The organism is Pseudarthrobacter sp. S9, from assembly GCF_050156545.1.
Lineage (GTDB): Bacteria > Actinomycetota > Actinomycetes > Actinomycetales > Micrococcaceae > Arthrobacter.
The window spans coordinates 2,398,088-2,412,001 of sequence record NZ_CP189576.1; the positions used below are offsets into that span (position 1 = coordinate 2,398,088).

The following is a 13,914-nucleotide window of genomic DNA, read 5'->3' on the forward strand; positions in this document are numbered from 1 at the left end:
CGGGCGGGGCCGGGCTTCAGCCTTCGGGGAAGTCCGCGCCGAGCGCCGAGAGGACGCCGAACGCCTTGGTCCGGATTTCCTCGTACTCCTCCTGCGGGGATGAGTCCGCCGTGATGGCGCCGCCGACGCCGAGACTCAGTGCCGTTGAGCCCTCACCATCTGCGCTGATCACCAGGGTCCTGATGGCCACGGCGAGATCGGTGGCGCCGCTGAGCGAGAAGTAGCCGATCGCCCCGGAGTACACGCCCCGCGGCGCGGCTTCGAGCCGGTCGAGGATGGCCATGGTGCTGACCTTGGGGGCGCCCGTCATGGAACCGGCGGGGAAGCAGGCCGCGACGGCCTCGGCCCGAGGCAGGCCGGGCCGCAGCCGGGCATCGATGGTGCTCACCATCTGGTGGACGGTGGCGTAGCTTTCGATTTCACACAGCCGGAGGACCGAGACGGAGCCCGGCACGGCGAAGTGGCTGAGGTCGTTGCGCAGCAGGTCCACGATCATGATGTTCTCGGCCCGGTCCTTGGGCGAGGATTCGAGCTCCTGCCGCAGGGCCGCGTCCCGCCCGGGCTCGGCGTCGCGGCGCCGGGTTCCCTTGATCGGCTCGGCCCGCATCGCGCCGTCGGCCGCGATCCGCAGGAAGCGCTCCGGCGAGGTGCTGGCCACGGTGAGTTCGCCGAACCGCAGGTAGCTGGCGAACGGGGCGGGGTTCCGGCGGCGCAGCGCCAGGTAGGTCCGCCACGGGTCCAGCCCGTCCGGAGCGAGGGTTGAGACCACGGCTGTCGTGGCCGTTAGGGCGGTGGTGAGGCAGACCTCGTAGCTGTTCCCCTCGGTGATTTCATGCTGGGCCTCGGTGATCTTGGACTTGTAGGAGACTTCCGAGTCCCTTGCGGTGAAGTCCGGTCCGGCGGTGCCAAGCTCGGGCAGCACGACGGCACCGCTGCTGCCGCTGCCGTCACCGCCGGCGTCCGTTGAGCCGGCGTCCGCCGCCGCGACGGCCAAGCGGGCCGTCTCGAGCCATTCGGCGGCGTCCGGCGTGTCCAAGGCCAGGAGCCATGCCGAGCGTTCCACGTGGTCCAGGACCACGGCGCGTCCGGCGAAGATCAGGCAGGCATCCGGGGTTCCGGCCGCGACGTCGCTGCCGCCCGTCTCACGTTTCAGCTCATAGCCGAGGTATCCCAGCCAGCCCAGGGTGAACTCGCAGGGGTAGCCCTCGGGGGCGCGGAGGGCCCGGCGGCCCCAGACGCCGTCCAGCCAGCGGAAGAACGGGCCATCCGTTGTCGCGGTGGCCTGTCCTGCCCGCACCCGGGTCAGCCCGGAACTGTGCCGGGCTGCCTGGCCGAAGCGGCCGCCGTCGTCCGCCAGGATGCTGAAGCGGCTGCGTTCCGCTCCTTCCCGGGCCAGGCCGGCCGGGTTCAGGGAGGAGTCGAGCCACACGGCGTTGGGCGAATGGCGGTAGAGCGCCTCGAACAGCCTGGCAGCATCCGGTGCGGCCCCGATCCGCTCGGCCCGCAACTGGAGTCCGCGCCGGGCCTCGAGCTCGGGCAGCAGCACGGGAGCCAGGGCGGGGAGGTACTGGAGGGCCTGCAGAACGTCGTCGGGGGCGGTGCCGTCGGCGAGGTTGAGCACGTGCACGTCGGCGTGCGCCGGGACGTAGTCGGCCGCCAGCCAGTCCTGTTCCTGGGCCGCCCACTGGTCCCAGAAGGGTTCGTAGGTGTCGCCGTCCCGCGCCAGCGCCCGGGTGCGGCGGTCCTGGTCGGAGGAATCCGCCCAGATCACGGCGTCAAGCAGGGGGCGGGCGGCTTCGGCGCCGGCGCCGACGCCTTCCACCAGGACGATTTCGGCCGGCCGCGTCACGCGGGCTACGCCGTCGTAGTGCCTATCCCAGTCCCAGCTGACCCACTCGGCCGGTTCGCCGCGGCGCAGCGGGGAAAGGACCGTGGTGACGTAGCGCTCGATGCCCGCGGCGAGTCCGTTCCAGCCGGGGTAGATGTCTTCGAGGTGGAAGAGGGAGACCTTGTGGTGTTCCCGGAGCCGCGCCGCCAGTTCGATGGCCAGGGTGGTCTTGCCTGAGCCGGACCGCCCGTCGATGGCGATGATGACGGGTGTGGGGCTCATGAAATAGAGCGTACCCGCTGCTCCGGCCGGTCCGGACGCTGCAACTGGGTGCGGACATGCTCCACGATCCCGGGAATCGAGGACCTGATGAGGGCCCAGGCGGTGTCGAAGTCCGCATGTCCGCCGTACCAGGGGTCCTCTATCCCCTGGTCCAAGGGATCCTTGCCGGCGACGGCGGGGTCGAAGCTGCGCAGCATCCGGATCTTGGACAGGGAATCGCGGTCCGGCGCCGCCTGCCGCAACCAGCCGTAGTGGTCCACGTCCAGCGCCAGGATCAGCTCGCGGCTCAGGAACCATTCCGGACGCCACTCGCGCGCCGCGTGGCGGTCCGAAGGAATGTTGTGGGCCGTGAGTTTGCGGGCGGCCCGCGGATCGATCGGACGGCCTGCCTCGTAGGCGGTGGTGCCGGCCGAATCCACCACCGCTCCGGTGAGGCGCTCGGCCCGGAATGCCTCAGCCAGCATCAGTTCGGCCATCGGAGACCGGCAGATGTTCCCGGTGCAGACCGCGATGATCCGGTACTGGCTCGACATTGAGGTCATAGCTAAGCATGAACGATGCGGGCGCCTCTTGGCTAGCCGCGGGGCATTCGGTGTTACGGATTTTGTCATGCCGCATTGTCGAGCTGTCACAGGATGGGAGTCGGATCGCAATCGACCTGGGAGTCCGCCAGTATTCAGCCTGGAAGTCAGGCGCCCGGACCCCACAGTGCCTTGCGGAGCAGGTCCTTCAGGCCATCGACCTCGGCGGCGCTGAGGGCCGCCAGAGCCGCGGACTCGGCCCGGCGCGCGGCGGCCTCGGCCAGCCTGAAGGCGGCGGCGCCCTCATCCGTCGCCGAGACCGTCTTGGCGCGCCTGTCCTGCCGCCCCGGCGCCCGAATCACCAGCCCGCGCTTCTCCAGCTCGTCAATCAGGGCCACGATCTGGCTGGGATCCAAGCTGAGGAATTCGGCCATCTCGCGCTGGGTCGGCTCCAGACCGCTGTTGGCGAGGGCGAGCACCGAGTAGGAGCGCTCCTTCAGGCCGAACTCGGCCAGTGCGCGGTTGTTGAGCACGGAGCCGAAGGCGTGCAGTTTGGCCAGCAGGAAGCCCGCGTCCTGGCTGATTGACGCCGCAAAGAGCTTGTCCGCCGGTTCGGTGCGCAACTCATCCTGTGTCTCGGTCGCCATGCCCAACTCCAATAGTCCTAAAAATAAATCATTGACTTTTTCAACTATCCATATTCTCATGGATACAGAACAGCATCCCACGCCACGGGGCAGGATGCACAAGGTCAGCTAGCAAAGGAGCAGCGATGAGCCTCTCAGGCAAAGTAGCGATCGTCACGGGAAGCGGACGGGGGCTTGGACTCGCCTACGCGAGGGAGCTGGCCCGCCAGGGCGCCGCCGTAGTCATTAACGACGTGGACGCGGAAGTGGCCGGCGAAGCGGTCCGAACCATCGAGGCCGACGGCGGCCGGGCCGTCGCCGTTGTCGCCCCGGTGGGCAGCACGGAAGTTGCGAAGCAACTGGTGCAGGCCGCGGTTGACGCGTTCGGACGCCTGGACATCCTCGTCACGAACGCCGGCATTCTGCGGGACAAGAGCCTGCTGAAGATGACGGATGAGGACTTCGACCTGGTGATCAACGTTCATCTGCGCGGCACCTTCACCTGCGTCCGGGAGGCGTTCGGTTATTTCAAGGAGCACGGCATCGCGGGCCGGATCATCACCATCGGCTCCCCGACGGGCCAGCGCGGCAACTTCGGCCAGACCAACTACGCTGCGGCGAAGGCCGGGATCGTGGGCATGGTCCGGACCTGGGCGCTGGAAATGAAGAAGGCCGGCGTTACCGCCAACGCCGTCATTCCGGTGGCCGCGACGGCCATGACCAAGACCGTCCCGTACTTCCAGAAGGCCGTCGAGGCAGACGAAGACGGCGAGGCCATGCCGGCCTTCTTCCGCCACGATCTCGGTTTCGGCACGGCCGACGACGTCGCCGGGCTTGTCGCCTTCCTCGCCTCCGACGCAGCGGCAGGCATCACCGGCCAGGCCATCGGCGCCGGCGGTGACAGGCTGCAGCTCTGGACCCATCCCGAGGCCGCTGCCACCGAGTACCGAGAGGGCGGCTGGGGCTACCAGGACCTCGTGGAGAACTTCGGCGCAGTCTTCGGTGACAAGCTGCAGGGCGTCGGCGAGGAATTCCTGCCACTGCCGGACGATCTGAAGCCCGAACCCGAAGAGGTCCGCTGACATGGCCACAAGCTCGACATCACAGCGCTATGAACTCGGCATCGACGCCGCCAGGCTCGATGCGATCGACATGCACGTCCACCTCGAAGTGGACGGCCACGGCCACGAATCCCTGCCGCCGGCCCTGACCGAAGCCTCCGCGAAGTACTTCAAGGCCGAGGACCGCACCCCCACGCTGGACCGCATCGCCGAGGTGTACCGCGGACTGAACATGGCCGCCGTCGTCTTCACCGTCGACGCCCGCACCCAGCTCAAGCACGAGCCCAACAGCATTCCCGAGCTCATTGCCGGTGCCGCACGGAACAACGATGTGCTGATCCCCTTCGGCAGCGTCGATCCCCGCACGGGCGCCGAAGCCATCCAGGGCGCCAAGCACCAGGCCATCGACCTGGGCGCCCGGGGCTTCAAGTTCCACCCGAGCCTGCAAGGCTTCGACCCCTCGAACGAGCAGTTCTACCCGCTGTGGGAGACCCTCCAGGAACTGGGGCTTCCGGCGATCTTCCACACCGGCCAGAATGGCATGGGGGCCGGTCTTCCCGGCGGCTACGGGATCAAGCTGGCGTACTCCAACCCGCTCCTGCTGGACGCGGTGGCCGCGGACTTCCCGGAACTGCAGATCATCATGGCCCACCCCTCGGTGCCGTGGCAGGACGAGGCCAACTCGATTGCCACGCACAAGGCGAACGTCTTCATCGACCTATCCGGCTGGTCGCCGAAGTACTTCCCGGAGTCCCTGGTGCGCATGTCCAACTCGGTGCTCCAAGATAAGGTGCTCTTCGGCACCGACTTCCCCCTGATCACGCCGCAGAAGTGGCTGGGCGCCTTCGCGGACCTGCCGCTCAAGGACGAAATCCGGCCCAAGATCCTCAAAGACAACGCGGTCCGGCTGCTCGGGCTCAGTGGCTGAGATGAGCCTGGACACCAGCACGGCAGCAGGCCGGCCGGCCGCAGCGCAGGAGCGCCTCTACGGCGTCTGCGACTACTACGACGCCGAGTCCCTCCTCACGGAGGGGGAGCGGCGGGTTCTTGGGCGGCTGCGCAGCTTCCTCGACGAAAAGGCCAGGCCGCTCCTGGCCGACTACTGGGAACGCGGCGAGTTCCCGGACCAGCTGGCCCGGCCGCTGGTTGACCTGGACCTGATGGAACCGGCCGAGCTGACCGCGGACGGCCCCACCCGCGGGATCTACCAGGGCTTCCGGATCTTCGAACTCGCCCGTACGGACGCCTCCCTGGCCACGTTCTACACGGCCCAGGCAGGGCTGTTCCGCACCGCAATCCGGGTGGGTGCCTCACCCGAGCAGCAGGCCGAGTGGATGCCCAAAGTCATCGACTTCTCCCTCAAGGGCGTCTTCTCGCTCACCGAACCGGAGTCCGGCTCGGACATCGCCGGGGGACTGTCGACGACGGCTCGGCTCGATTCCGATGGGGGCTGGGTCCTCGACGGCGCAAAGCGCTGGATCGGCGGCGCCGCCACGGCCGACGTCCTGGCGGTCTTCGCACGCGACGTTGCCGACGGCCAGGTAAAGGCCTTCTTGGTGGACCGCGAGGCCCCCGGGGTGACGCTGGAAAAGATCCACGGCAAGACCGCCCTGCGGATTATGCAGAACGCCCATATCACCCTCGACGGCGTCCGGGTTCCCGACTCCATGCGGCTGCACAATGTGAACTCCTTCCGGGACGTCGCCGCCATGCTGCGGGCCATGCGCTCGGACGTCGCCTGGATCGCCACCGGCATCCAGGCCGGCGCGTTCGAGGCCGCCCTGCGCTACGTCACGGAGCGGCAGCAGTTCGGCCGCCCGCTGGGCTCCTTCCAACTGGTGCAGGAGAAGCTCGCCCGGATGCTCGGCAACGTCACCTCAGCGCTGTCCCTCGTGGTCCGGCTGACCGAACAGCAGGCCAGGGGCATCTACCGCGACCAGGACTCCGCCCTGGCCAAGATGCAGACCAGCCTGCTGATGCGGGAAACGGTGGCGCTGGCCCGCGAGGTGGTGGGCGGCAACGGGATCACGCTTGAGTCGGACGTCGCGCGGTTCCACGCTGACGCCGAAGCCGTCTACTCCTACGAAGGCACCCACGAAATCAACGCCCTGATCGTCGGCCGCGCGCTCACCGGCGAAAGCGCCTTCACCCGCTGAGGCGAACTGACCAACCCAAGTTCGGCACCGCCGTCGCACTTCAATAATCCAAACCACAACAGGAGGCAAAGATGCCCAATCTCGTCGTCGACTTCGACAAACTGCTCACCCTCGCCGGCACCGACCTCGGCGTCACCGACTACCGCGAAATTACCCAGGAACAGATCAACAAATTCGCTGATGCCACCGGCGACGACCAGTGGATCCACGTTGACCCCGAACGCGCCAAGGACGGCCCGTTCGGCGCCCCGATCGCCCACGGCTTCCTCACCCTCTCGCTAATCATCCCGTTCTGGGGCGAACTGTTCGACGTCGACGGCGTCACCACCAAGGTGAACTACGGCCTGGATAAGGTCCGCTTCACCTCCCCGGTCAAGGTGGGCTCGCGCATCCGCATGCAGGCCACCATCACCGAGGTCACCGAGGTCAAGGGCGGCGCCCAGATCAAGGTGTCCAGCACCATCGAGATCGAGGGCCAGGAGCGGCCGGCCGTCGTGGCCGAGTTCCTCGCCCGTTTCTACAAGTAACCCGCTCCGCCGAGCCAATTTCCCGCTCGCACTATCCCCCCAATCCCTTTCCCTCTGTTCAAAGGAACAACCATGTCCGGACTCACCCAGCTCCAGGCCATGGGCACGGCCGAGCGGCGCAAGGAAGCGCGCACGGTCATTGCCTCCAGCTACCTGGGCAGCACCATCGAGTACTACGACTTCCTCCTCTACGCCACAGCTTCCGCCGTGGTCTTCCCGAAGGTCTTCTTCTCCGGCATGGACGACTGGGTGGGCGTCGTGGCCGCCTACGGGACGTTCGCGGCCGGTTACGTGGCACGGCCCCTCGGCGGCATCATCTTCGGCCACTTCGGCGATAAGGTGGGCCGCAAGGGCATGCTGATCGTGTCCATGCTGGTCATGGGCATCGCCTCCACCCTGATCGGCCTGGTGCCGGACGCTTCGGTGGCCGGCCCCTGGGGTGCCGTGATGCTGGTGATCCTCCGCGTCTTCCAAGGCATCGCGGTGGGCGGCGAGTGGGGCGGCGCGGCGCTGATGGCGCTGGAGCACTCCGAATCCGGGAAACGCGGCTTTGCGGCGTCATTCGTCAACGCCGGCGCCCCCACCGGCGCCGTGCTGGGCACCCTCGTCATGGGCGCCTTCTCCGCCCTGCCCAACGCGCAGTTCCTGGCCTGGGGCTGGCGGGTGCCGTTCCTGCTGTCCTTCGTCCTGCTGGGCGTGGGCATGTTCGTCCGGCTCAAGGTCTCGGAAAGCCCCATCTTCAAGGCCGCCCTTGAACAGGAGAAGGCCGAACAAGAGAAGGCCGAACAGGAGAGGAGCGCAGAAGTGACGCCGCGCCGCGAGATTCCGCTCCTGCAGGTCCTCCGCCGGCCCAAGACCCTGATCTTCACCATGCTCGCCGGCGCCGCCGGCTTCGCCCTCCAGGTAGTCCTGGCCACGTTCTCCGTGACCTACGCGGTGTCCAAGGGTGCCGACCGCCAAGGCGTGCTCTATGCGTTCGCGGCAGCGTCGCTGGTGTCCATCGCCTTTGTGATCATGGGCGGCAGGCTCTCCGACAAGCTGGGCAGGCGGCCGGTGATGGTCGGCGGACTGGTGCTCTTCATCGTCTACCTCGTGCCGATGTTCCAGCTGCTGTCCTCCAACAACATCGCGCTGATCTTCGTGGCCTTCGCCGTGGGCCTCATGATCCACTCCACGCTCTTCGGGCCGCTGGCAGCCTTCGTCTCGGAGCAATTCGGCACCACCTCGCGGTACACCGGGGCCTCGCTGGGATACCAGCTGGCAACCCTCCTGGGGGCGGGCTTCACGCCGGGCATCGTGGCGCAGATCTTCAAGGACTCCGGCCAGAACACGGCCTCCGTGGTCTGGTACCTCGCCATCATGTCCGTCGTGTCGATCGTGTTCATCCTGCTGACGCGTGAACCGAAGAACAACGATCTTCAGGCCGTCCGCTCCTAACCCGGCCCGCAGGCACTACCGTCTAACTAGAAAGGATTCGCCGTGGAAAATTTTGGCATCGGCTCGTGGCTGCAACGGCGCCGCCCGAAGTCGGGCACCAAGACAGCCGTCATCAACGGAGCCCGGGAGCTGAGCTACGAGCAGCTCGCGGAGCGCTCCACCAGGCTCGCCAACGCCCTGCGGGACCGCGGCGTGGCCAAGGGGGACCGGGTGGCCTACCTGGGCGAGAACGATCCCTCGTTCCTGGAAACCCTCTTTGCCGCAGGACTCGTGGGGGCCGTCTTCGTTCCGCTCAACACCCGGCTGGCGCCGCCCGAAATCCAGTTCCAGCTCCGGGACTGCGGGGCCGCCGTTCTGGTCCACTCAGCGAGCCTCGTCGACCTCGCGGAGCGCGGCGCCGCCGACACCGCGGTGGGGCGGCGGATCGTCGTCGACGACTCCCCGTCCGATTCCCCGGCGTCCGACGGCGGCGCTTCCGCCCCTGCCCGGGAGCCTGTGGCGGATGACTTCGAGGACGTTGTCGCGTCCGGCGCGGCGCTGCCCCTGGACGAACCGGTGGGGCTGGACGACGGCGCCATGATCCTCTACACCTCGGGAACAACCGGCAACCCGAAGGGCGCCCTGCTGACCCACGGAAACATCACCTGGAACTGCATCAACGTGCTGGTCGATTTCGACTTCGCCTCCACGGACGTCGCGCTGATGATCTCCCCGATGTTCCACGTGGCCTCCCTGGACATGGGCGTCCTCCCCACGCTCCTCAAAGGCGGGACCGTTGTCCTGGAATCCAAGTTCGATCCCCGACGGACCCTGGAGCTGATCGAACAGCACCGGGCAACTACCGTCAGCGGGGTTCCGACCACCTATCAGATGCTGTGCGAACACCCGGCCTGGGACACCACGGACCTCAGCTCGCTGAACAAGCTGACGTGCGGCGGATCCGCGGTGCCCATGCGGGTCCTGGAGGCGTATGAGCGGCGCGGGCTGCGCTTCTCCAACGGCTACGGCATGACCGAGACGGCCCCGGGGGCCACCACCCTGCCGGCCGCCCGGTCCCGCGACAAGGCCGGATCATCGGGGCTTCCGCATTTCTTCACGGATGTCCGGGTGGCCGACCCCGCGGACCCTGCGGCCGGTCCGGCGGCGCCAGGGACCGTGGGGGAGATCCAGATCAAGGGTCCCAATGTCATCCACGAATACTGGAACCGGCCCGAGACAAACGCCGATTCCTACACGGATGGCGGATGGTTCAAATCAGGGGACATGGGCTACAAGGATGAGGACGGATTCGTGTTCATCTCCGACCGGCTCAAGGACATGATCATTTCCGGCGGCGAGAACATCTACCCGGCCGAGGTGGAGCAGGCCATCACCGAACTTGACGCCGTCGGCAGCGTCGCCGTGATCGGGGTACCCGATGAAAAGTGGGGCGAAGTGCCGCGGGCCGTGGTGCTCCTGCGGGAGGGGGCGCAGCTGACCGAAGAACAACTGCGGGCACACCTGGACGGCAGGCTGGCGCGCTACAAGATCCCGAAGACAGTGGTGTTCGTGGACGAGATGCCCCGGACGGCCAGCGGCAAGATCCGCAAAGCGGACCTGCGGAAGCTGATCCCCGGCCACATGTGACGGCGGTGGCCGGAGGTCGGCGGTGACGCGGCCTCCGGCGCCGGCACCTGTCGCCGGCTTCTCCTGCGTCGGCTTTCTGGCACCGGCTTCAGTCGACGGTGAAGATGCTGATGACCACGCGGCCCGGGTGCCGGACACCGGTCCCCGCGGTGAGGCGGGTGTTCAGCCAGTCCAGGCCCGGGGAGGCGGTGGCGAGCCGGGGCCAGCACCGGAAATAGATCCTGGAGGGCCCGGCGCGGGCGCTCTCGGTGAAATCCGCCAGCTGACCCGGGCCGGAGGGCCGACCCGGGGACGCGCCCTTCGGCGACGGTCCGCGGTGGCCTGCGCCGGGACTTAGTGGATCAGCGCCAGCAGGACGCCGACGGCGCCGAACAGCACGCCAAACGTCCGGTTTAGGATCAGTTGTCCCCGGGCGTCGTGGGTGAAGCGCTGGAAGGACGTGGCCGCCGCCGCGAAGAAGAACCACATCACCAGGATGTCGATCACGATCACCGTGGCGGACAGGACGAGGTACTGCGGCAGCAGCGGCTGCTCCGTACGAATGAACTGGGGCATGAACGCCAGGAAGAAGACCACGGCCTTGGGATTGAGCAGGTTGACCCACAGGCCGCGGCGGAACATGGAGAGCGCCGGCTCATTCCGCAGCGCGGCGGCCTTCTCCCGGTCCAGATCGGGCTTGTGCAAGAACTGGCGGATGCCCAGGTAGACCAGGTATGCTGCGCCGGCGTAGCGGATGACGTTGAAGGCCACCGGGGAGCTGGCCACGAGCACCCCGACCCCCAGCGCCACGATCAGGATGTGGACAATCAGTGCGGCCTGCTGGCCCAGGATGCCCCAGATGGAACGGCGGAACCCCGAGTTCAGGGAATTGCTCATGGTGTTGATGGCGCCTGCGCCGGGGGTGAAGCTGATCAGGACGCCGGCGCCGGCCAGGGCCAGCCAAAGGGAGGGTTGCACCAGCCAAGTTTACGCGGGAGGCGCGCCGATTTACCGCGCTTCAGCCGCTAGCCGGTCCGGAGGCCGTAGGTGAGAACCATGTTTCCTTTGCTGGTCTGCTGCGATTCCTGGAGTTCCAGCCTTGTCAGAGGGTCGCCGTCTTCAAAGAGCCGCCGGCCCTTTCCCGCAATCACGGGATGGACCATCAGCGTCAAGGAGTCGAGGAGGCCCGCGAACAGAAGCTGGCGGACCGGGGAGATGCTGCCGAACACGCCGATCTCGCCGCCGTCGCTGTTCTTGAGCGCGGCCACGAAGTCCTCCAGGGGGCCCTCGATAAGGCGGGAATTCTGCCACCCGAGCTCGCCGGACAGGGTCCTGGAGGCGACATACTTCCGCAGGGGATTGATGAAGTCTCCGAAAGGATCTCCGCTTGCGGCACTGGGCCAGTACCCTGCCCACTCCTGGTACCCGACGCGGCCGAGGATGGCGGTGTCCACCCGGCCAATCATCTGGCCCATCCCGGCGCCGAGCTCATCATCAAAGCTGTCGAACTGCCAGAGATTGGGGGCTTCGACCACACCGTCCACGGAGTAGAAAAGGCCGGCCGTCAATTTGCGCATTGGTGTTCTCCTCAGAGGGTGAGTCCTTCCTGCACCCTATCGGCAGATCGGAAGGCAGGGAATGATCCGCGGGGGAAAACCTTCCGGGGCTGCCCCGGACGACGGCGCGGTGCCGCCGGCCGGGGCAGCGTCCGGCTGGCCGGGCCAGCCGCGCGGATCAGCCGTTGGAGCTGGAGCCGTCCGTGGCGGGGGCGCTGGAGTCTGCGGGACCCCTGCCGCCGCCGGGGCGGCCCTGGCCCTGCTCCTGCGTTCCGGTGACGGTGAAGTTCTCATCGAGCAGGACGGTGGCCTGGGTGCCGTCGGCCTTCGTGATGTGGGCTTCGTAGGTGGCGCCGTCGGCGTCGGTCTCCATCCGCTCGATTGTCGCATCAGGTTGGGCTGCCTTCACGGCCGCCTCGACCTTGGCGGCGTTGTCCCCGGTGAGGATCTCCTCCGTCTTGCCGTTCGCCTGGTGCTGCCCACGCGGGCCGGCGGTGCCGCCGTCGGGCATTCCGTATCCGTTGCCGTAACCGCTTGCGGCGGTGGCGGGGCTCGACGACGAGGTGCCGGTGGCGTCGTCGGCCATCGCGGGGAGGGCTGCCGCCCCGATGGCGCCGCCGCTGATGACCGCGGCGAGCATGATGCCCGCGGTGGTCTTGTTGATCTTTGCCATGTGAAACTCCTTTGCTGGGGCCCGGATCCCGGGCCGGCCGAGGTTTCGGCCTGGGACCAGCTTCAGCTGTGGAGTTATCGCCGCGCTTTCCGGTGGCTGTGCCCGTGCTGTGAGTGCCTGTGGGGTCTGCCCGGAGTTGGGGTCTGACCCCACATCGATTGCTCCGCAACGGCCCTTTTGGGGGCTCAGAAGGGCCGTTGCGGAGCAGTCGATGGGTAGGACGACGACGTCCATGATGACGCGCCCCTTGATCTTCTCCGCCACGCCGCGCTAGACGCGGTTGCTCCCCGTGACACTGGCGGTCACCCCGGGCTTCGCTGTCTCAGCGTTCATTCGAGATTCCCTGGTTAGCGCCGACGTGGACAAGGGCTTCGGCTTGCTGGCTATGGAGCCCGGGCAGGATGTCCAGGCTGTTAAAGCTGTAAAGATGGACTCCGGCCACGAAGTTGCGCATCAGAGCCAGTTCGGAGATCAGGCTTTCTGGCGAGTATCTGTTACCCACCAGGAGGCGGCGGGACAGCGGGCCCTGACGGCTGAGGAACTTCAGTGATGTGCCGACTCCGATCTTCCTTGCCAGTGGAATGAGTTCGCTCCGTGCGATGGGACCGGCTACGCCCGCCCAGACCGGCAGCTGAAACCCTTCTCGTCTCAGAAGCTGCACGTAGCCGCTGATCTTGGGTGCTGCAAAGCACATTTGCGTCACCACGTGGGAGGCCAGATGCTGTTTGTCGAGCAGCGAATCAAGCAGACGCAGTTGACTGACCTGCGGATGGCCTTCGGGGTACCCGGCCACTCCAATTGACATGCTGCCTCCCGATATGTCTGCGATGTCCTCCATGAGTGAAATGCTCGACTCATAAGGGCCGGCATAGTGGGGGGCATCACCGGCAATCGCGAATACCTCAGTTATTCCGGCGACTTCGCAGTCCCTCAGTATGCCTGCGAGCTGTGAACGGTCGCTCAGGCTCCGTGCGGCCAAATGCGGAACTACTCGGTATCCGTGGGAAGCCAACTGAAGCGCAGTGCGCATTGTCCGTCCGACTCCGTGATGCGGCAGGCATGTCACAGTGACCGTCGCGGAAGTGGGAAGCAGTGCATTGATCCTGGTGACTATTTCGTCCCCAGGGATTATTTCCATGCGGGTGGGAAGAACGGTGTCGATGTCGGCCTGGCGACGCGCGTCGAGATGCCGATCGGCAAAGTTTGATGAAAGTGATGGAACCGTCATGAGGAACTCCAGGGTATGGCCGGCGCTATATGCGCCGGAGCGGACCGGGTTCCTCCCCGCTCTGTATTGGACCTGAGAGATTCCGCGCAGCCATGATTTCGCAGGGGCTCCGCTTGCACCGTCGGTGAGTCCGGGCTTTCGCCTGACTGCTTTCCAGAGTTGCCTCGCCGTGGCGGTACATGGGCCTGAGAGATTCCTGGGGAGGATTTGCTCCTACGGCGCCTGCCCGGTTGATGACTGGGAGGACTCTCCCGCCACGGTTCGAAAGGCATATTCAGTTGTGTCAAGGTCGGACCCGCAGATCCGTGGCACCGGCAGCCACGCGTCTCTTGACGCGAAGCCGCCGGCGCCCAGAGAGCCCACGAACACCCGCTGGCCGTACCATTCCAGTACGGAATAGACTGGGGCCCGCAG

At 66.9% G+C, this 13,914-nt stretch carries 14 protein-coding genes and 1 riboswitch; of the genes, 6 read left to right on the forward strand and 8 right to left on the reverse strand.

Annotated features, from left to right (window positions below):
• Positions 1-16: 16 nt before the first annotated feature.
• The 3 genes from ACQCSY_RS11445 to ACQCSY_RS11455 all read right to left on the reverse strand — a co-directional run bounded on the left by ACQCSY_RS11445 (position 17) and on the right by ACQCSY_RS11455 (position 3,278).
• Positions 17-2,110, reverse strand: coding sequence for a chorismate-binding protein (locus ACQCSY_RS11445; protein WP_427128851.1), 2,094 nt, complete (start codon positions 2,108-2,110; stop codon positions 17-19).
• A complete protein-coding gene (locus ACQCSY_RS11450; RefSeq protein ID WP_427128853.1) occupies positions 2,107-2,652 on the reverse strand; it encodes a low molecular weight protein-tyrosine-phosphatase in 546 nt (181 codons plus the stop codon). The genes ACQCSY_RS11445 and ACQCSY_RS11450 overlap by 4 nt, the downstream gene beginning before the upstream one ends.
• 146 nt (positions 2,653-2,798) lie before the next feature.
• Positions 2,799-3,278: a MarR family winged helix-turn-helix transcriptional regulator gene (locus ACQCSY_RS11455; RefSeq protein ID WP_427128855.1), complete on the reverse strand. Its 480-nt coding sequence runs from the start codon at positions 3,276-3,278 to the stop codon at positions 2,799-2,801.
• Between the two features lie 125 nt (positions 3,279-3,403).
• On the opposite strand from ACQCSY_RS11455, the gene ACQCSY_RS11460 reads away from it, so the two are divergent.
• The 6 genes from ACQCSY_RS11460 to ACQCSY_RS11485 all read left to right on the forward strand — a co-directional run bounded on the left by ACQCSY_RS11460 (position 3,404) and on the right by ACQCSY_RS11485 (position 10,064).
• The gene (locus ACQCSY_RS11460; protein ID WP_427128857.1) at positions 3,404-4,339 is read left to right on the forward strand and encodes an SDR family NAD(P)-dependent oxidoreductase; all 936 of its coding nucleotides are present in this window, start codon (positions 3,404-3,406) and stop codon (positions 4,337-4,339) included.
• A gap of 1 nt (position 4,340) precedes the next feature.
• Positions 4,341-5,246 (forward strand): amidohydrolase family protein, encoded by a 906-nt coding sequence (locus ACQCSY_RS11465; RefSeq protein WP_427128859.1) that lies wholly within the window; start codon positions 4,341-4,343, stop codon positions 5,244-5,246.
• A 1-nt stretch (position 5,247) separates the two neighbouring features.
• On the forward strand, positions 5,248-6,474 hold the full coding sequence (locus tag ACQCSY_RS11470; RefSeq protein WP_427128861.1) for an acyl-CoA dehydrogenase family protein: 1,227 nt from the start codon (positions 5,248-5,250) through the stop codon (positions 6,472-6,474).
• Between the two features lie 71 nt (positions 6,475-6,545).
• Positions 6,546-7,001 carry a MaoC family dehydratase gene (locus ACQCSY_RS11475; protein WP_427128862.1) on the forward strand — a complete coding sequence of 152 codons (456 nt, stop codon included), beginning with the start codon at positions 6,546-6,548 and terminating at the stop codon, positions 6,999-7,001.
• A 72-nt stretch (positions 7,002-7,073) separates the two neighbouring features.
• Positions 7,074-8,438: an MFS transporter gene (locus ACQCSY_RS11480; protein ID WP_427128864.1), complete on the forward strand. Its 1,365-nt coding sequence runs from the start codon at positions 7,074-7,076 to the stop codon at positions 8,436-8,438.
• A 42-nt stretch (positions 8,439-8,480) separates the two neighbouring features.
• Complete coding sequence (locus tag ACQCSY_RS11485; protein ID WP_427128865.1) at positions 8,481-10,064, forward strand: long-chain-fatty-acid--CoA ligase; 1,584 nt, start codon at positions 8,481-8,483, stop codon at positions 10,062-10,064.
• Between the two features lie 88 nt (positions 10,065-10,152).
• Here ACQCSY_RS11485 and ACQCSY_RS11490 read toward each other — a convergent pair whose 3' ends face one another.
• The 5 genes from ACQCSY_RS11490 to ACQCSY_RS11510 form a co-directional block, all read right to left on the reverse strand.
• Positions 10,153-10,326: a DUF3237 family protein gene (locus ACQCSY_RS11490; protein ID WP_427135800.1), complete on the reverse strand. Its 174-nt coding sequence runs from the start codon at positions 10,324-10,326 to the stop codon at positions 10,153-10,155.
• A 71-nt stretch (positions 10,327-10,397) separates the two neighbouring features.
• A complete protein-coding gene (locus ACQCSY_RS11495) occupies positions 10,398-11,021 on the reverse strand; it encodes a LysE family transporter (protein ID WP_427128866.1) in 624 nt (207 codons plus the stop codon).
• A 47-nt stretch (positions 11,022-11,068) separates the two neighbouring features.
• Positions 11,069-11,620: a dihydrofolate reductase family protein gene (locus tag ACQCSY_RS11500; RefSeq protein ID WP_427128867.1), complete on the reverse strand. Its 552-nt coding sequence runs from the start codon at positions 11,618-11,620 to the stop codon at positions 11,069-11,071.
• A gap of 157 nt (positions 11,621-11,777) precedes the next feature.
• Positions 11,778-12,272, reverse strand: coding sequence for a hypothetical protein (locus ACQCSY_RS11505; protein WP_427128869.1), 495 nt, complete (start codon positions 12,270-12,272; stop codon positions 11,778-11,780).
• A gap of 322 nt (positions 12,273-12,594) precedes the next feature.
• The gene (locus ACQCSY_RS11510; protein WP_427128871.1) at positions 12,595-13,500 is read right to left on the reverse strand and encodes a methylenetetrahydrofolate reductase; all 906 of its coding nucleotides are present in this window, start codon (positions 13,498-13,500) and stop codon (positions 12,595-12,597) included.
• 163 nt (positions 13,501-13,663) lie between these two features.
• Positions 13,664-13,764, reverse strand: a riboswitch (glycine riboswitch).
• Positions 13,765-13,914: the final 150 nt, after the last annotated feature.